21 protein-coding genes are annotated in these 17009 nt (G+C 60.3%); 6 read left to right on the top strand and 15 right to left on the bottom strand.

Annotated elements, in window-relative coordinates; all coding sequences use genetic code 11:
• Positions 1-9 precede the first annotated feature (9 nt).
• The 5 genes from DBO86_RS01390 to DBO86_RS01370 are packed head-to-tail and all read right to left on the bottom strand — an operon-like array spanning position 10 to position 4043.
• Positions 10-282 carry a VirB3 family type IV secretion system protein gene (locus DBO86_RS01390; protein WP_003116617.1) on the bottom strand — a complete coding sequence of 91 codons (273 nt, stop codon included), beginning with the start codon at positions 280-282 and terminating at the stop codon, positions 10-12.
• A complete protein-coding gene (locus DBO86_RS01385; protein WP_108232791.1) occupies positions 279-620 on the bottom strand; it encodes a TrbC/VirB2 family type IV secretion system protein in 342 nt (113 codons plus the stop codon). The genes DBO86_RS01390 and DBO86_RS01385 overlap by 4 nt, the downstream gene beginning before the upstream one ends.
• Positions 617-1624, bottom strand: coding sequence for a P-type conjugative transfer ATPase TrbB (trbB, locus tag DBO86_RS01380; protein ID WP_108232790.1), 1008 nt, complete (start codon positions 1622-1624; stop codon positions 617-619). The genes DBO86_RS01385 and trbB overlap by 4 nt, the downstream gene beginning before the upstream one ends.
• Positions 1621-2055: a CopG family transcriptional regulator gene (locus DBO86_RS01375; RefSeq protein ID WP_108232789.1), complete on the bottom strand. Its 435-nt coding sequence runs from the start codon at positions 2053-2055 to the stop codon at positions 1621-1623. The genes trbB and DBO86_RS01375 overlap by 4 nt, the downstream gene beginning before the upstream one ends.
• Positions 2052-4043 carry a conjugal transfer protein TraG gene (locus DBO86_RS01370; RefSeq protein WP_108232788.1) on the bottom strand — a complete coding sequence of 664 codons (1992 nt, stop codon included), beginning with the start codon at positions 4041-4043 and terminating at the stop codon, positions 2052-2054. Before DBO86_RS01370 ends, DBO86_RS01375 begins: the two co-directional genes overlap by 4 nt.
• A 420-nt stretch (positions 4044-4463) precedes the next feature.
• Between DBO86_RS01370 and DBO86_RS01365 the strand changes: the two genes are divergently transcribed.
• Positions 4464-5411: a chromate resistance protein ChrB domain-containing protein gene (locus DBO86_RS01365; protein WP_105446792.1), complete on the top strand. Its 948-nt coding sequence runs from the start codon at positions 4464-4466 to the stop codon at positions 5409-5411.
• Positions 5404-6765: a chromate efflux transporter gene (gene chrA / locus DBO86_RS01360; RefSeq protein WP_105446793.1), complete on the top strand. Its 1362-nt coding sequence runs from the start codon at positions 5404-5406 to the stop codon at positions 6763-6765. Before DBO86_RS01365 ends, chrA begins: the two co-directional genes overlap by 8 nt.
• A gap of 63 nt (positions 6766-6828) precedes the next feature.
• Here the strand turns inward: chrA and DBO86_RS01355 are convergent, their stop codons facing one another.
• The 4 genes from DBO86_RS01355 to DBO86_RS01340 all read right to left on the bottom strand — a co-directional run bounded on the left by DBO86_RS01355 (position 6829) and on the right by DBO86_RS01340 (position 8567).
• Positions 6829-6963 carry a YHYH domain-containing protein gene (locus DBO86_RS01355; RefSeq protein WP_105446794.1) on the bottom strand — a complete coding sequence of 45 codons (135 nt, stop codon included), beginning with the start codon at positions 6961-6963 and terminating at the stop codon, positions 6829-6831.
• 104 nt (positions 6964-7067) lie between these two features.
• Positions 7068-7775 (bottom strand): TraX family protein, encoded by a 708-nt coding sequence (locus tag DBO86_RS01350; RefSeq protein WP_105446795.1) that lies wholly within the window; start codon positions 7773-7775, stop codon positions 7068-7070.
• Entirely contained in the window at positions 7772-8212 is a 441-nt protein-coding gene (locus DBO86_RS01345; protein WP_105446796.1) for a YqaA family protein, read from the bottom strand. The genes DBO86_RS01350 and DBO86_RS01345 overlap by 4 nt, the downstream gene beginning before the upstream one ends.
• 67 nt (positions 8213-8279) lie before the next feature.
• Positions 8280-8567, bottom strand: a complete 288-nt coding sequence (locus tag DBO86_RS01340) for a metal-sensing transcriptional repressor (protein WP_105446797.1) — start codon at positions 8565-8567, stop codon at positions 8280-8282.
• Positions 8568-8694: 127 nt separating this feature from the next.
• Between DBO86_RS01340 and DBO86_RS01335 the strand changes: the two genes are divergently transcribed.
• The 4 genes from DBO86_RS01335 (at position 8695) to DBO86_RS01320 (ending at position 11747) form a co-directional block, all read left to right on the top strand.
• Entirely contained in the window at positions 8695-9024 is a 330-nt protein-coding gene (locus DBO86_RS01335) for a hypothetical protein (protein WP_226033785.1), read from the top strand.
• A gap of 48 nt (positions 9025-9072) precedes the next feature.
• Complete coding sequence (locus DBO86_RS01330; RefSeq protein WP_105446799.1) at positions 9073-9810, top strand: HupE/UreJ family protein; 738 nt, start codon at positions 9073-9075, stop codon at positions 9808-9810.
• Positions 9811-9822: 12 nt separating this feature from the next.
• A complete protein-coding gene (locus DBO86_RS01325) occupies positions 9823-10533 on the top strand; it encodes a transmembrane anchor protein (protein WP_105446800.1) in 711 nt (236 codons plus the stop codon).
• Positions 10534-10727: 194 nt separating this feature from the next.
• Positions 10728-11747: an amidohydrolase family protein gene (locus DBO86_RS01320; RefSeq protein WP_105446801.1), complete on the top strand. Its 1020-nt coding sequence runs from the start codon at positions 10728-10730 to the stop codon at positions 11745-11747.
• An 18-nt stretch (positions 11748-11765) separates the two neighbouring features.
• On the opposite strand, the gene DBO86_RS01315 is transcribed toward DBO86_RS01320, so the two are convergent.
• The 6 genes from DBO86_RS01315 to DBO86_RS01290 form a co-directional block, all read right to left on the bottom strand.
• The gene (locus tag DBO86_RS01315) at positions 11766-13070 is read right to left on the bottom strand and encodes an MFS transporter (protein WP_105446802.1); all 1305 of its coding nucleotides are present in this window, start codon (positions 13068-13070) and stop codon (positions 11766-11768) included.
• 353 nt (positions 13071-13423) lie between these two features.
• A complete protein-coding gene (znuA, locus tag DBO86_RS01310) occupies positions 13424-14377 on the bottom strand; it encodes a zinc ABC transporter substrate-binding protein ZnuA (protein ID WP_105446803.1) in 954 nt (317 codons plus the stop codon).
• A gap of 243 nt (positions 14378-14620) precedes the next feature.
• On the bottom strand, positions 14621-15316 hold the full coding sequence (locus tag DBO86_RS01305) for an RES family NAD+ phosphorylase (protein WP_108232787.1): 696 nt from the start codon (positions 15314-15316) through the stop codon (positions 14621-14623).
• Positions 15316-15723 carry an antitoxin Xre-like helix-turn-helix domain-containing protein gene (locus DBO86_RS01300; RefSeq protein WP_108232804.1) on the bottom strand — a complete coding sequence of 136 codons (408 nt, stop codon included), beginning with the start codon at positions 15721-15723 and terminating at the stop codon, positions 15316-15318. The genes DBO86_RS01305 and DBO86_RS01300 overlap by 1 nt, the downstream gene beginning before the upstream one ends.
• A 70-nt stretch (positions 15724-15793) precedes the next feature.
• The gene (locus tag DBO86_RS01295; RefSeq protein ID WP_108232786.1) at positions 15794-16075 is read right to left on the bottom strand and encodes an EexN family lipoprotein; all 282 of its coding nucleotides are present in this window, start codon (positions 16073-16075) and stop codon (positions 15794-15796) included.
• Positions 16075-17001, bottom strand: coding sequence for a LysR family transcriptional regulator (locus DBO86_RS01290; RefSeq protein ID WP_108232785.1), 927 nt, complete (start codon positions 16999-17001; stop codon positions 16075-16077). The genes DBO86_RS01295 and DBO86_RS01290 overlap by 1 nt, the downstream gene beginning before the upstream one ends.
• Positions 17002-17009: the final 8 nt, after the last annotated feature.

The raw sequence follows: 17009 nt of genomic DNA, 5'->3' as shown, positions 1-17009 counted from the left end.
GCGGCCTCCTCACACATCCAGCAGCGACGGCTGCTTGATGTGCCGGGCAAACACCTGCAGGAACTGCGGGTCCAGACGGGCACCCCACACCGCCAGCGAGTGGCCGACCAACCAGAGCGCCAAGCCCGGCAGCCACAGCTGCAGGCCCAGGCCGACCACTGCCGCCAGAGTGCCGTTGAGGATCGCCACGTTGCGCGGCGCGCCACCGAGCAGAATCGGCTCGGCCAGCGAGCGGTGCAGTGGCACCTCGAAACCGGGGATGAGTTCGCGCTCGCCGTTCATGCGATCACCGCCCCGCCGGCAAAGCTGAAGAAGCTGAGGAAGAACGACGAGGCGGCGAAGGCGATCGACAGGCCGAAGACGATCTGGATCAGCTTTCGAAATCCGCCGCTGGTGTCGCCGAAGGCCAGCGTCAGGCCAGTGGTAATGATGATGATCACCGCGATGATGCGCGCCACCGGGCCCTGTACCGAGTCAAGGATCGATTGCAGCGGTCCCTCCCAGGGCATGCCGGAGCCGGCGGCGAGCACGGGCAGGGAAGCGCCCAGGCAGAAGGCGCCGAGCATCAAGGCACCGATGACGCGGCGGCGATAAGCAGCGGAAAGCTGAAGGACAGTCATGACTGAGCTCCTGAAGCAGAGGTAGAGCGAAGGAAGGTGTCGAGGGAGCTGAGCTGGTAGCCGCGCTCGTCATGGCCGATCACGCGGGCGATCTGCTGGACATGGCGCGTGCGGCCACGCCCGGCGAGGAACACCACCAGGTTGACCGCTTCGGCGATCAACGCCCGCGGCGCGGTCAGGGCGACTTCCAGAATCAGTTGCTCCAGGCGCAGCAGCGCGCCCTGGGCGGAACCGGCGTGAATGGTGGCGATGCCACCGGGATGGCCGGTGCCCCAGGCCTTGACCAGATCCAGCGCCTCGCCGCCGCGCACCTCGCCGACCACCACGCGATCGGGGCGCAGGCGCAGCGTGCTGCGCACCAGATCGGCCATGGACACCACGCCGGGTTTGGTACGCAGGGCGACATGGTCGAGGGCCGGGCACTGCAGCTCGACCGTGTCCTCCAGCACCAGCACGCGGTCGCCGCTGCCGGCTACCTCGGCCAGCAGTGCATTGGCCAGGGTGGTCTTGCCGCTGCTGGTACCGCCGGCCACCAGGATGTTCTGCCGCTCACGCACGGCCACGTGCAGGTGCTCAGCCTGCGCGGCGCTGAGAATGCCGTCGGCCACGTACTGCTGCAGCGGGATGACACCGGCGGCGCGTTTGCGCAGGGCGAAGGTCGGCCCGGCCACTACGGGCGGCAGTACACCTTCGAAGCGCTCGCCGGTTTCCGGCAACTCGGCGCTCAGCAGCGGCTTGTTACGGTGTACCTCCTGGCCGACATGCGCTGCCACCAGGCGGATGATCCGTTCACCATCGGCAGCCGCCAGCGTGCCCAGATGGGAGCGACCGGCGGACAGGCGATCCAGCCAAAGCACGCCGTCGGGGTTGAGCATCACCTCGACCACGTCCGGGTCGTCCAGGGCGGTAGCGATCAGCGGGCCCATCGCTGTGCGCAGCATGCGGGTGCGACGATCCAGGGAAGTTGCCGCGGCGCTCAGCACTGGGGAGGAGGGGACAGTCATGAACGCTCTCCCGAGACCTGAGCCTCTGCCTGAACCTCTTCGTGTACGTCTCTGACCAGGCTGCGTCCGCGCTGCAGGTGGCGCCCCAGTTGTTCGACGAACTGGCTGAAGCGCAGCTTGCCCTGCGCGCGTGCTGCTTCCTGATGCGCCTCTGGTACCGGTGTGCTCACCGTGAGGTAGTAGCGCACGTAGAGCGCCACGGTCTCGATCAGGATGTGCTGGTCGCGCTCCAGGCGCTCGAATTGGCGCGACAGGCGATCCAGGCGTTTGGCCATGGCCACCTCGCGCTGCTCGCCCGACTCGGGCGACAGCCAGGAAGCCAGCGCCGCGGCGATGATCGAGGATTTCGACACACCCTTGGTGATCGCCAGTTCGTTCAGGCGCTTGGCATGCTCGGGTTGGATAAACAGGTTGAGGCGGGCTCGGCTCATAGGGCTATTCCATCGTCAGGGTCGAGGGCGGCCAGCCGCGCCACGCGCTGCAGGCGCGGATCCGGCTGGGTGGGGAAGGGCGGTGGGATGTCGTCCTCGTCGAGCAGCAGCAGGTCGCTAGCTAGCTCGTCGTGATCCGGCAACTGGGCGAGCTCCTCTAGTTCGGGCTGACGGCGTGGGCCGCCGTCCTCGACGCTCTCTACATCGGCCAAGTGAGCCGGCGCAGCGCCGGGGGGCGAAGGCACGGCCAGGTCGCTCCAATCGTCTGTGCGTGGCGACGGTGCGTCGGCATAGCGGCCCGGCTGCAAGCGCGGGGCGGGCAGCACTCGGCTCTGGAAGTTGGCATCGGTGAAGTAGCGCAGCTTCTTCGCGCGGATTGGCGCCAGGCCGGAGAGCATCACCACGGCCTCCTCGCTGGGCAGTTGCATCACCTCTCCCGGGGTCAGCAGCGGGCGTGCGGTTTCCTGGCGCGACACCATCAGATGGCCGAGCCAGGGTGCCAATCGGTGGCCGGCATAGTTGCGCTGCGCGCGCAGTTCGGTAGCAGTGCCCAGGGTCTCGGAGATGCGTTTGGCGGTGCGTTCGTCGTTGGTGGCGAAGGTCACCCGCACATGGCAGTTATCGAGGATCGAGTGGTTCTGGCCGTAGGCCTTGTCGATCTGGTTCAGCGACTGCGATATGAGGAAGGCGCGCAGCCCATAGCCGGCCATGAAGGCCAGCGCCGTCTCGAAGAAATCCAGCCGCCCCAGCGCCGGAAACTCATCGAGCATCAGCAGCAGCTTGTGCCTCCGCTCGATGCCGTCGGAGCCGTCGAGCGACTCGGTCAGGCGCCTGCCTACCTGGTTGAGGATCAGGCGGATCAGCGGCTTGGTGCGGCTGATATCCGAGGGCGGCACCACTAGGTACAGCGACACCGGATGCTCGGCCGTGATCAGGTCGGCGATGCGCCAGTCGCAGCGAGAGGTGACCTCGGCCACCGTCGGGTCGCGGTAAAGGCCGAGGAAGGACATCGCCGTGGACAGCACGCCCGAGCGCTCGTTGTCGCTCTTATTCAGTACCTCCCGCGCCGCCGAAGCCACCACTGGATGCGGAGCATCGCCCAGGTGCGGCGTGGTCATCATCCGGTGCAGCGTCAGCTCGAAGGTGCAGGCCGGATCGGAGAGGAAGTTGGCGACGCCGCGCAGGGTCTTGTCCTGGCCGGCGTAGAGCACGTGCAGGATGGCCCCGACCAGCAGCGCGTGACTGGTCTTCTCCCAGTGATTGCGTCGCTCCAGCGCGCCTTCAGGATCGACCAGGATGTCTGCGATGTTCTGTACGTCGCGCACCTCATGGGCACCGCGACGTACTTCCAGCAGCGGGTTGTAGGCGGCTGAGGCCAGGTCGGTGGGGTTGAATAACAGACAGTGTGAGAAGCGTGATCGCCATCCTGCGGTAAGGCTCCAGTTCTCGCCCTTGATGTCGTGGATGACCGCCGAGGCCGGCCAGGAGAGCAGGGTGGGTACCACCAGGCCGACGCCCTTGCCCGAGCGCGTCGGCGCGAAGGTCAGCACATGCTCGGGGCCTTCGTGACGTAGGTACTGATCGTCGAACTGGCCGAGGAACACACCCGCGGGCTGGGTCAGGCCGGCCTGGCGCACCTCATCGGCATCGGCCCAGCGCGCCGAGCCGTAGGTGGTGACCCGGCGCGCTTGGCGGGCGCGCCAAATCGCCATGCCGATGGCCACTACCAATGCCAGCAAGCTGCTGCAGGCGGCGATGCTGCCGCCGACGTTGAAGACCTCAGGGGCGTAGGCATCGAAGGCGAACCACCACTCGAACAGACGCCAGGGGTAATAGACCGGCGTGCCCAGCAATTCGAACCAGGGCGCCCCCAGGCGAGCTTGATAGCCGAGCGCAGCAGCCGTCCACTGCGTGGCACCCCACACCCCGGACAGGGTAATGGCCAACACCACCAGCACTTGGCCGTACAGAACCGTTGTTGCATGCATCCCTGAACCCAACCTCCCAGGCAATACGCACGGCACGCAGATGTGCCGCGGGCGAAAGGTTCGGTACTGGAGGAGTCGGGGTCAAAGACCGTTTCGGCGAGGACTAAGAAGGATGGGGCAACACAGCAGACTGTGGCGGTTAGCAGATAAACTCAGCAGGGTGTGTACATGAGGTAGATGTCGATCCGAAGCCGCATCTGGCGACTGGCAGATACCGGCCAGAAGGCGACGTTGACTACACGCTCATTAGGAGTGGTAGTAGATACCGCCTAGCTCAGTGCCCTAGATTGCTCAGATAACCAATCCTGACCCCATACGTTCTTTAGTCCCCGCCTGCTTGGAAATCAACGCAGGGGGCTTCTCAGCTATCGCAACAAAGTTTAATGTAGATATAACATCAATTTATGTTTCACTCTCTACATGAAAAATCACTGGCTAGCGCTCGTTATCGGACTTCCTACGGCAAACGCCACAGCTCGTATGCGGGCGTGGCGTGCGCTGAAGGCCAGCGGCGCCGCCGTCCTTCGCGACGGCGTATACCTTCTGCCGAACAATGAAGAGTGCCTAGAAGCCTTGTCTGCTGTTGAGCGCGATATTCTCTCTATCAACGGCACGGCCTTTCTGCTTCCTATCGATGATCCGCAGGGCTCTCGGTTTGTTGAGCTGTTCGACCGTAACGAGGATTACGCCAAGTTGCGAATCGAGATCGAGGCGTGCCAAGCGCAACTCACACCGGACAACGCCCTTGCCAGTACCAAGCAGGTACGCAAGCTGCGTAAGGCGTTTGCTCAGATTACCGCCATCGACTTCTTTCCCACGGCGGTTCGACAGCACACCGACGCTGCGCTGCAAGCGCTGGAACTCGCCATTAGCCGAGCGCTGTCGCAGGACGAACCGAGCAGCCATGACCATCCCATCGAGCAGCTTGAGCGACACAGCTATCAAGGACGAGTTTGGGCGACCCGCAGGAGACCCTGGGTAGATCGCCTGGCCAGCGCCTGGCTGATACGGCGCTTCATCGACCCGAAAGCCACGATCCTCTGGTTGGAGTCCCCAGGTGATTGCCCGCCTGATGCGCTAGGTTTCGACTTCGATGGTGCGGCCTTCAGTCATGTCGGGCCGCTCGTCACATTCGAGACCCTGCAAGCCTGCTTTGCCCTGAATGAGCCGGGCCTGGATCGCGTTTCAGCCTTGGTGCACTACCTGGATGTAGGGGGCTCGCAGCCGCCCGAGGCCTCGGGGATCGAGCGAGTATTGGCTGGACTGCGGGAAACCATTACCAACGACGACCACTTGCTGACAGCAGCTTGCGCCATCTTCGATGGGCTACTGGCGGCCTTCGAGAAAGAAGAGAAAGGCGATGAGTGAAGTCACCACGAGCAGTACCCAGGATCTGGAACGCGTCGAATCCGTCAGTCTGATTCAGGCTGTGCTGTTCTGGCTCAAGATTGGCTTCATCAGCTTCGGGGGGCCCGCCGGGCAGATTTCGATTCTGCACCAGGAGTTGGTCGAGCGCCGACGCTGGATATCCGAACGCCGGTTCCTGCATGCCCTCAACTACTGCATGCTCCTACCTGGGCCAGAGGCGCAGCAGCTGGCGACTTACATAGGTTGGCTGCTGCATCGAACCTGGGGTGGGGTGATCGCCGGCGTACTATTCGTGCTGCCCTCGCTGTTCATCCTGATCGGGCTGTCGTGGGTATACATCGCCTATGGTGACGTTCCATTGGTGGCCGGGATCTTCTATGGCATCAAGCCAGCGGTAACCGCCATCGTCGTGCAAGCAGCCCATCGGATCGGTTCCCGGGCGCTGCAGAACAATTGGCTGTGGGCTATTGCCGCGGCTTCCTTCGTCGCCATCTTCGCGCTCAACGTACCGTTCCCATTGATTGTGCTGGGTGCGGCGATCCTCGGCTTCATAGGCGGCAAACTGGCCCCGGAGAAGTTTCGCGTAGGTGGCGGACACGCTGCCGGTAAGAAGAGCTTTGGCCCGGCGTTGATCGACGATGACACCCCCACGCCCGAGCACGCACGTTTTCGATGGTCGCGTCTGGCAATGTTACTGGTGGCAGGTGTGGCGCTCTGGGTGCTGCCGATGGGGTTGCTGATCATCTCCTTCGGCTGGGACGGCACCCTGACCCAAATGGGCTGGTTCTTCACCAAGGCCGCGCTGCTCACGTTCGGGGGTGCCTACGCGGTATTGCCCTACGTGTACCAGGGCGCTATCGGCCACTACGGCTGGCTGACGCCTACACAGATGATCGACGGCCTGGCCCTTGGGGAAAGTACGCCTGGCCCACTGATCATGGTGGTGGCGTTCGTTGCTTTCGTGGGGGCATACGTTCAGCAGGTCTTTGGGGCGGATCAGGCTTTTCTCGCCGGAGCGGTGGCCGCGACACTGGTCACCTGGTTTACCTTCCTGCCGTCATTCCTGTTCATCCTTGCCGGCGGCCCTCTAGTGGAATCCACCCACAATGAGCTTAAGTTCACTGCGCCGCTGACCGGTATCACGGCCGCTGTCGTGGGGGTGATCCTCAACCTTGCCTTGTTCTTCGGCTACCACGTCCTCTGGCCTCAGGGCTTCGGTGGGCAATTCGACTGGCCTTCTGCGTTGATTGCGCTGGGCGCCGCTGTCGCTCTGTTCCGCTACAAGCGCAGCGTCATTCAAGTACTGATCGGATGTGCCCTGACAGGGCTACTGACGTATTGGCTGCTCTATTAAGAAAGAAGTTAATCGTTTAAAGAGCCAAGCCGCCAATCATTGGCGGTTTGGCCTGTACCTAACTCAATGGCAGTGGTTGTCGCCAGTCTTATGGTTACGATGGCATCCCTTTGAGTCAGTACCACCGCTGTGGGCGAGTGCCGTTACAGAGGTCAGGGCAATTAGGGCGGCGATAAGTGCAGCAGAAAGCTTTTTCATCTGGAACTCCTATTCCTTGATGTTCTCACTCACAGCATCAGGCCATGAAGTCGCAGTATGGCAAAAGGCCTTCATAGCGCAAGACGCGCCAGGAACAATAGTTTTTACACCACTGACCGAAGGCCTGAGAGCATGAGCAAATGAGCGGGATAGAAGAAGTATCCCCACCGCCTCACCGGCCAGATACGCCACATGATGGGCGCACGCAGTAGCCATAAACCGATCAGAGGGGCCGTGAACTCCGCGACAATACTGGCCTCCGCAGATTCGAGCCCCCAGCCTTCAGCCCAGCGATTACGGCTGTTGGCCAAGACACAGAGCACTGCTGGAAGAAGCCAGGCTGGGCCCGGGCGCTGTATGGCCACAACCAATGCGGCAGGAAGCAGTACTCCAAAAGAGCCATACATGAGCCGGTCATGCAGCATGAATGCGACAGCTAGGCTCACAACACCGATAAGCAAGCCGTCTCGTCCTTGATGATGGACGCTCCAAGCTATCAACAAGCCCAGCATGAGCGTAGGCATGATGTTCATCGAACTGCTTTCGGTGGAAAGCATGTGATAAGGCAGCTCAGATACAACCGAGAAAACCCCCAGCCATATCAGGTATCGAGCATTACCTGTGGTGTACAACTGCCCTGGGCGTGAACGGGATACGTTGGCAGCAATACCCAGGCAGAACAGCGGAAAGGCCAGCCGGCCAATAAAAAACAACCACCCTTCTGCTTGTGGCCACAGGTAGCGTAGGTGGTCGATGACCATCGTCAGCATGGCCAGCCACTTAATGAGATCTAGGCCTGCGTCACGCCTCATCCCGCGATACCCAGAGTCAGTGCTGCAAGTACCATGTAGCGAGTAGCTTTGGCGACCAAGACGATCAACAGGAAGCTCCAGAGTGGCTCGCGCATTACCCCAGCGATCATGGTTAGCGGATCACCAATGACTGGCACCCAGCTCAACAGTAACGACCAGCGCCCGTATCGGTGATAGGCACGTTGTGCACGGCCTAGCTTTTCTTCACTGAGCGGAAACCAACGTCTACTCCGGTATCGCTCGATATAGCGACCGAGTACCCAGTTGACTGCTGAGCCTAGGACGTTGCCGGCAGTGGCCACCAGCAACAGTGCAGTAATGGAGTAATCGCTTGTCAGCAGCAGGCCAACCAGCACCGCCTCTGACTGCAGAGGCAGAAGGGTCGCAGCGCCGAAGGCTGCGATGAACAGGCCGAGGTAGGCCGGCAAGTCCCACACATAGACTCCCTAGGTGACTAAGCCAGTCCTGCCATGATCGAGAAGATGTGAGTCGCCATGGTGGGCTCTACAGGTACTTGGTTATCTGCTTGAACTCTTCCAGTGGTGCGCGTTCACCGCTGTTTAAGGCGCCGACGGTGTGCTCCAGGCAGTGATCAATGTGATCCTGAATCAGAGTGCGCTTGGCCTGGCAGACCGCTTTTTCAACCGCATACAGCTGTTGGGCGATGTCCACACAGGCGCGACCGTCTTCGATCATGGTGACGATGCTGCGCATGTGTCCTTCAGCGCGCTTCAACCTTTTGATGATGTCCTTATGACTTTGGTGCTGGTGTCCGTGTTCGTGCTTGCTCATCGATGAGGTCCGTGCAACCATACTGGCCGCGGCATCCTATCCCCCAGGGGGGATGCGGTCAAATCAACCGTTTCGCCTTGTCGCGCTCTGGTAGCTCGGAATGCTAAGTAGGACCGTCACAACCCGTGTGGTATTTGCACTGCTCCTGACCATGTTCATGGGATGGGTAGGGCATGCCTCGGCTTTGTTGATGCCTGCCAACCAGCAGACGGTGATAAGCGACGGGCATCCTCACTCCCACGACGAGCCGGAGATAATCGCCTGCCAGGCATGCTCCGACCATTTTCATGCGCCTTTTACCGCAGACCATGTGCATGAAACGCCTCATCTGAATGCGCTGCTCGACCTGGCTTCCTTGCCAGATCGTCGCATTCTCGACGTGCCACAGATTTCCGTCCGCCCTACCGGCCCGGTGTTTCTCATCGAACGCCCACCCCGCTCCAGGTTCGTGCTCTGAAACCAGCCGCTTTGCGGCTCCAGATCATTAGTTCCAGGAATACATCTCATGCATTCGTTCCCGCTGAGCGGTGCAGGCGCATTCTTCGCACGCCTGCGCCGACCGCTCTACTTGCCTCTGCTCGCCATCATTTTGTTGCTGGTGTCGGTTCCAGAAGCGCTCGCACATGGTGTCCCCGAAGGTGACAAAGGCTTCATCCAGGAGAGCACCGGTGTCCTGTTGATGCCCTTCATCTACATGGGCGCCAAACACATGATTACCGGCTATGACCACCTGCTGTTTCTGTTCGGGGTGATCTTCTTCCTCTACCGCATGAAGGACGTCGGGCTGTACGTCACTCTCTTTGCGGCGGGCCATTCGGTCACGTTGCTGTTTGGGGTATTGAGCGACATCAGCATCAGTTCCTATGTGATTGACGCCATCATCGGTTTCTCCGTGGTCTACAAGGCTCTCGACAACCTCGGAGCCTTCCAGCGCTGGTTCGGTTACCAGCCCGACACACGCGCTGCCACGCTGATCTTTGGCCTCCTACATGGCTTCGGTCTTGCGACCAAGATCCAGGAGTTCGAGATATCCCCGGACGGCCTGATAACCAATCTGATTGCTTTCAACGTCGGTGTCGAAATAGGCCAGCTCCTGGCCCTCGGAGGCATCCTCATCCTGATGGGCTACTGGCGACGTACCGCCAGTTTCTGGCGCCACGCATACAGCGCCAACGTCGCCATGATGAGCGCAGGCTTCCTGCTAATGGGCTACCAGCTCACCGGTCTTATCGTCTCCCAGTAAGGAATTCTCAGCATGTTCAATACCAAACTCCCGACGCTCAACGAACTCCCATCCTCGGCCCAACTGCTGCGCTCCACCGTGATCGCCCTGATCGCTGCTGGCGTGCTGCTCGTGACTGTTGTGATGCCATCGGAGTACGCAATCGATCCCACCGGTGTAGGCGGTGCCCTTGGGCTGACCCAGATGGGTGAGATCAAACTGCAACTCGCTGAAGAAGCGGCTGCTGACGAGGCGGCTGCCCAGGCGATCGCTACGCCGTCGGCCCCAGCGGTGGCTGCTGCACCGACTCCACCAGTTGCAGCTCCTGCTCCGATGCCAGCCCCCGCCCCCGCAGTAGCTCCCCAGGTTCAAGCCCCGGCGCAAACTCAGCCGGCTGCGCCGGAACCACAGGTGGCAGGTCAGCAACATGAAATGAGCATCACGCTGGAACCGAGCCAAGGCGCTGAAGTGAAGCTGGAAATGAAGGAAGGTGCCAAGGTGAACTATCTGTGGACTGCCAACGGCAGCGTCGTGAACTACGACACCCACGGTGACCCCTACAACGCTCCGCGCGACTTCTACCACGGCTATGGCAAAGGCCGTGCTACCCCAGAGGATTCTGGCGTTCTGGAAGCGGCATTCGACGGCAAGCATGGTTGGTTCTGGCGTAACCGCACCAACAAGCCAGTCACTGTCACCCTGCGTACGCAGGGCGACTACATCAGCATCAAGCGTGTGATCTGAAGCGAGGCGCCCCTTTCCCATTATCGGGAAAGGGGCGCTGTCATACCCCTGAATCCTTCCCGCCGCCCCGGTGCGGGCGATACGGGAAAGTCATGCCTGCGTAAATCTGCACCTGCAGAAACCGACTTTCACTTATTAGCCACTCGACCCGCCGCTGGAGATTGAGCATAAACGCCATCTCCAAGGGGAAACCTATGCCTGTAAAAACCATTCTTCCGAGCCTGATTGCCGGCCTTCTGGCGATCAATGCTCAAGCCGACAACTTCCGCTATAGCGACACGCACCTGCATTACGTCGACTTCTTCCAGAGCACGGCAGGGACAGCGTCACTGCTCAAGGAAATGACGGCTGCCAGGATTGATCACGCCATGCTTACTGGTATCTCGGTCGCCAAGGAGTGGGATGAAAACGAGCCCACTCGACCCCGCTACTACGCAGGTGACGATGCCAGAGCCTACTGGTACAGCGCGACCGACACATTGATTGCCCACGCGTACAAACAGTTGCCCGAGGATGAGCGAAGGCGCTTTCACCCATTCATCTCCGGATTCAATCCGAACGACATGAATGCCGATGTTCAAGTGCGACGTTTATTGGAGCTCGATCCTGGCCTATGGCAAGGAATCGGAGAGGTCTTTACCCGTCACGACTACCTGACAGCCTTGGTCTACGGCAAGGCACCGCGGGCAAACAGCAAGGCGCTTGCGAGAGTCTATCGGGTCGCTGCCGAATTCGACCTGCCGGTTCTGATGCACTCCAACATCACCTCCAAGCGAGAACGCTATCCGCTCTACCTGGAAGAGTTTGAAGCGGCATTACGCGACAACCCGGACGTGCGCTTCATCTGGGCCCATGCAGGAACGAGCATGGAAATCCATCGCACACAGGGCAAGATGGACTTCCTTCTTCCAGCCCTGGCGCAGTTGCTTGCCCGGTACCCGAACCTCTACATCGATCTGTCCTGGACGGTGCTGACCCCTTATCTGCTGGATGAGCAAGGTGACCCAGATCCAGCCTGGATACAGCTGGTTAGCCGCTACCCGACTCGCTTCATGCTGGGCTCCGATGTCGTGGGTACTTTTGGCAGCCTGAAAAAGTACATGTTCAGCTTCGCCCCCTTCCTGAATGCACTCCCACACCAGGTGGCACACCAGGTCGCTCTGTCGAACTTCCTCGCTATCTTGCCGGCAGAGCGACGCAGGTCGATTCAGTGAGCCCCGATCACACCGTCCTCAGTCCTTTGGCCAGCGTTGGTGCTCATCGTCGATGACGAAGGTATGAGCATGGGTTTTGCCACTGGAAACATGGGGATGGCTTTCCGGCAGATCCTCATGGCGATGTTCAACCACATCACGGTCATGCTCTGGCTGCCAGATTCGCAGGCTGACAAGGAGAGCGGCCAGAGCCAGCAGGCTCAGTCCAACGAAGGATGCGGTCATTCCCCAATTCGCCCCGACCCACCCGGCCAGCGGATAAGTGATCAACCAGCAGGCGTGGGACAGGGCGAACTGTGCAGCAAACAGCGCCGGCCGATCCTGAGTACTCGATGAGCGCCTCAACACCCGACCGGATGGGGTCTGAGCCAGTGAGTAGCCTGCGCCGAGCAGCAGCCATAGCACCAAGAGGCTCGGGTAACTGGGCAGGAGTATCCCCAGGAAGAGGCCTGCAACCAGAACACCGCCACCGGCCAGCATGACCTTGCGATCATCAAGCCGATCCAGCAAGCGCGGCAGAATCAGAGCCACCAGCATGGAGCCAGCCCCAAAGGCCATCAGGGCCGTGGCTGTCGAACTTTGCGGCAAGCCAAATCGGGATTGCACGAGTACCACGGTGTTGACGATGACCATGGCGCTGGCTGCAGCAATAGCCAGATTGAGTGCCAGAAGCCCGCGCAGGCGCGGTGTCGCCAGAAATATCCGCATCCCCCTGGTGGTGCGCTCGTAGATACTCCTCTTGGGCCCGGCAAGCGCAGCCGGCAAGGTAACGCTTGCGACCATTGCTGCCGAAATCAGGAAGCCTACGACGGTTCCGCCGAACAGACTGTGGAAGCTGACCACGGTGAGTAGCAGCGCCGCCGCCATGGGGCTGATGACACTCTCCAGGTCATAGGCCAGCCGCGAAAGAGAGAGCGCCCGCGTGTACTCTCGTTCGTCAGGAAGGATGTCTGGAATGGTCGCCTGGAACGTTGGCGTAAAGGCCGCGGACGCAGACTGCAGAACGAAGATGAGCACGTAGACCTGCCAGATCTCCGTGACGAACGGCAGCACGACTGCCACAGACGCTCGAATCAGATCCAGGGTGATCAACATGCCCTTTCTTGGCAGGCGCTCGGCAAAGGCTGCCGCAACGGGAGCCACGCCAATGTATGCGAGCATCTTGATGGCCAGCGCTGTACCCAATACGGCACCGGCCTGCGCCCCGGCAAGATCGAAGGCCAACAATCCGAGAGCAACAGTCGCCAGGCCTGTACCGACTAACGCGATTACCTGGGCAAAGAACAAATGCCGGTAAGTGCGATTGGCCAAAACGGAAAGCATGTGAACCTCCAATACCAAGTCACCGCAGGGCAGAACTGATGTTCAGCGGCGCGGCATAGGTTCCGGGTAGACGAAATAGCCCTTCGGATGACCAGAGGTGCAGAGTTACTGATCTTCGCCATGGCCGGCGCCCAGAAGAGAGCGCTGGTCAAATCCTATCCCCCCCAGGGGGATATGGTCAACGAAGGGAGGAGGAATGTGATTCGCTTCAGGCTCACGCCAAAGCAATGATGAAACGAAGCTCCATACCCTGGTGCGGTATCAGCACCAGGACATGGACGGGATGTGAAAGGTTATCGATAGAGCAGGACGATCATGCTTCGTTACCGCGGCTGCCCATGCTCACCCGGTTGTTACAGCTGCTCAAGGCACTCCGCCAGATCACTGCCAAGCGATGACAGTAAGCGCTCATACCCAACTGCACTCACTTCGATGTCATAGCCAAGCGCATCCAGCACCGCCATTCGCACCGGCAAGCCTTCACTCAAGGTTTGGGCCAGACGAGGCTGTACTGGCGGTTCACTAAACACGCAACTGGGGCCAGCAGAAACCAAGCGGTTACGCATATTGGCCACCTTCCTGGCGCCGGGGGGCACATCAGCGCTGACTGCAAACACTCCCGCGTGCTTCAGAGCGTAGGCTTCTTCGAAATAGTCGAACGCCTCATGAAAGACAAAGAACGGCTTGCCTGCGAGCGGCTTGAGCCGGGCTTTCAACTGACCATCCTGATTCGAAAGACGCTCGTTGAATGCAGCGAGGTTGGCGTCATATCGACGTGCATTGCTTGGGTCAGAAGCCGATAAATCGTCTGCCATGCGCTTGGCAATCAGTCGTGCGTTGTCAGGTGCCAGCCAGAGGTGGGCATCCAGAGTTCCAGGTCGGTGGAGCTCATCATGCGCGCCCTCCGCATCCCCATCAGCCTGTGACTCATTTGCATGCTCGTCTGCGTGGTCGTCGTGCCGATGTTCGTCGCCAAAGCGACGCAGGTGAAGACCATCGATGTGCTGTACCGCCAAGCTGGGTGCATTTCGCCCTTCCAGAACCTTTGGCATAAACGTCTCGAGATCAGGGCCAATCCAATAGAACAAATCGGCCTCCCGCACCTTGCGGATGTCGGAAGGCCGCAGGGTGAAATGATGGGGAGATGCGCCTGGCGGGAGTAGTACCTCAGGCGTGCCAACGCCATCCTGTACCGCTGCTGCAATGAGTTGTAAGGGCTTGATGCTGGCTACGATACGTACCTCTGCTAGTGCAGAGGTTGTGGTTAGGTATGCAATTGTGGAGAAGATGAAAAAGAGGCAGCGCATGGGTAACCCGCAGGGGAGATTATGTTACTACATAACATAACAGTGGCATTAAGTATCAGGAAGATTTGCCCATGACCGCCCGACGAACAGTGAATTCAGTATCAAAATGACTAGAGGCTTTTCACTCCGCCCCTGAAACAGGGCTCCCTTTCCATCTCACGATCCTTCTTGCAAACGTCCGCTTTTGGCCGGTTTCTGCCTGTCTCATCGGCTGCTAGGGGGCCGATTTCAGCCCACTTTGAGCTACGTGGCTAGAAGGGTAGTGATCTGATTGACACTGATAACTTGCCCGCTCCAGATCATCTCGAAATGCGCGGCCTGGATGATCGAGGTAACAGGTCGCGGCGTCATCAGCGCCCAACAGATGTTGCTCGGAGCGCGAACCGAGTTGTAGCGCAGGCCTGGGTATCCCGCTCGTTTCACTTCGCTTCCCAATCGATTCGAATGTGCGTAGTCGTCCGGCGCATAGATGGGGTCTGAAAGCGGCACCGCGGTGGCGTCCCTCATCCCGCTGTCGCTGAAGCTGGCGGTCAGCCCTCTGAAGACGAAACGCTCATAGTTAAGCTCCGGCACATTCGACCAGTAGCTCTCCTGGTGATGACGCACCTCGGCAATCGCGGTGTCCATTCTGTCAGCCAGGTAGAGCACGCCGAAGCTGCCGTTGCTGAAGCGCGAGCCGGCGGGGTTGACGTGGGTGAAGGGCGCTGTCGCATACGAGCAACCAGGAATGCCAAACGGAATCTGGTCGCGGGGAATAAGCTCCAGGCGACCAATCTCGTTCTGCAGCCGTGGATTGGTCAGCGCCTGGATCTGATAGAGGGCTTCGAAGTCCTCGGCGTCGGCGACATCGTCGAATAAGGCAATGGGTGGAAACTTGGAGTTGACCAAGCGGTATGCCTGCAGGCTTTCACCTTCCAACACGGGAAGGTCTCCGAGCATCACCACTGGGCACCTCGCAGTGCGTCGATCCGCCGGAATGTCTCGTACAGCGAGATCATGTCGCCCTGCGCCATGATGTCGAGCGGCGCACGGCCGTTGAAAAACTCATTGCGGTTCTCCATCGTGGGGAAGCCGTAGACGTTCTCGGGGTTGTCGAACACAACGCGCAGCGCTGCGTGGATGTTCAACACAAGACTGATGCGCTGCATCTGATCGGAGTCCAGGCTCACCGCCCACGCCGAATCCTTCTGACTAGCGCGGGTGTAGGTGCTCCGGGAAATCCGCAGCACCCGGCAAGCCTGCTCGCAGGTGGCTTTCCACTTGTCCAGAATGTTCAGCGCTGCACGCAGGCCGGCGGCGCACTGGCTTTTCGAGAAGTCCTGAGTTTGGATAGCGGCAGCTGTCATGGAGAGCCCTCGATTTAATCTATAGATCAAAATATAGCATATTTGAGTCTGCAGACTAAAGGTGGCTATTTCACTGGCGCCGCCCCTGGCGTCCATTGTCAGTGTCCGAGTGGAAGAATTGGACGGGGTGAGGAGTGTAGGGTGTGCCTTTACCCATAAACCGTATGCGCTGGGCATCGCTGACTGCGTTGCACTGGGCCTCACCCAACTCTGCTCGATTGTCCCGGCACTGCAGCAGCAGTTCCTTGAGCCGCTCGGGATTCTCTGCAAGCGCTTTAGCCGACTCGAACGGCATCGGTTTTTCGCATGCGCTCAAGAGCACGGCAGTTAGCAATAACGACATTTTCTTCATCAAGCGATCTCCTTGTGAGAAACGTGATCAGGAAGCAACGCTTGGCTTTCCGCCGGATTCACCCGCCCGATAAACCGGGCCAGTTGCTCGGCCGGATCGCCTTCGCGCCTTACCAAGTAGGTGGTTAGCATCGATGCACAGCCGTCTAGCGGTCTGGCCACGACGTCCGGATTGTTCAGTTCGCTGATGCGCGCCAGGCTGGAGAAGCCGAGGCCGTAACCCGCGGCTACCAGCGCCATCATCAGATCCAGAGTGGGAACGTGGTCGGCAATGGTCAGTCGCGTATCTACGGCGCCCAGCACCCGCTGCAGCTGTTGCCAGAAGCCCTCACAAACTTGCGGATCGCAAAGGATCAACGGGTAGCGCACGACATCATCGAGCGGCACACGCCGGTAACTCAGCAGTGGGTGGCGGGCAGGTACTGCCACGACCAATGGATCGAACCAGACCGGCTCGGCCACAAGTCCTTCGCCAACCTCGTCGGACTGGGCGAGCCCGATGTCGAACATGTCGTCGTTGAGGCCTCTGACCTGTTCGCTGAAGGTAACCTCCGACAGGCAGATTTCGACTTCGGGTTCCTCTTCGCGGCACTGGGCGAGCAGGGCGGCCAGGCGCGCCTGCGGAATGCCATCGGATAGCGCGACTCGGATTCGCCCGCGGTAGCCGGCAGCCGCACTCTTGACGCTGGCCTTGGCCTGGTCGACCACGGCGAGCACCCGACGCGCCTCTTCCAAGAGCACCTTGCCGGCCCAGGTCAGCCGAGTGCGCCGCGTTGTGCGCTCGAACAGCTGTACGCCCAGGCGGTACTCCAGTTCCTTGATGATCCGCGACAGGGGCGATTGTTCGATATGCAGGCGCGCGGCGGCACGGGCGAAATGCAGTTCTTCTGCGACGGCGATGAAACAGCGAAGGTGGCGCAGTTCCACGGCCTTTC

This window comes from Ectopseudomonas oleovorans (genome assembly GCF_003052605.1).
In the GTDB taxonomy this organism is placed as follows: Bacteria; Pseudomonadota; Gammaproteobacteria; order Pseudomonadales; family Pseudomonadaceae; genus Aquipseudomonas; species Aquipseudomonas oleovorans_A.
Note: the sequence above shows the minus strand (reverse complement) of the source record. Positions and strands in the feature narration are given on the sequence as shown.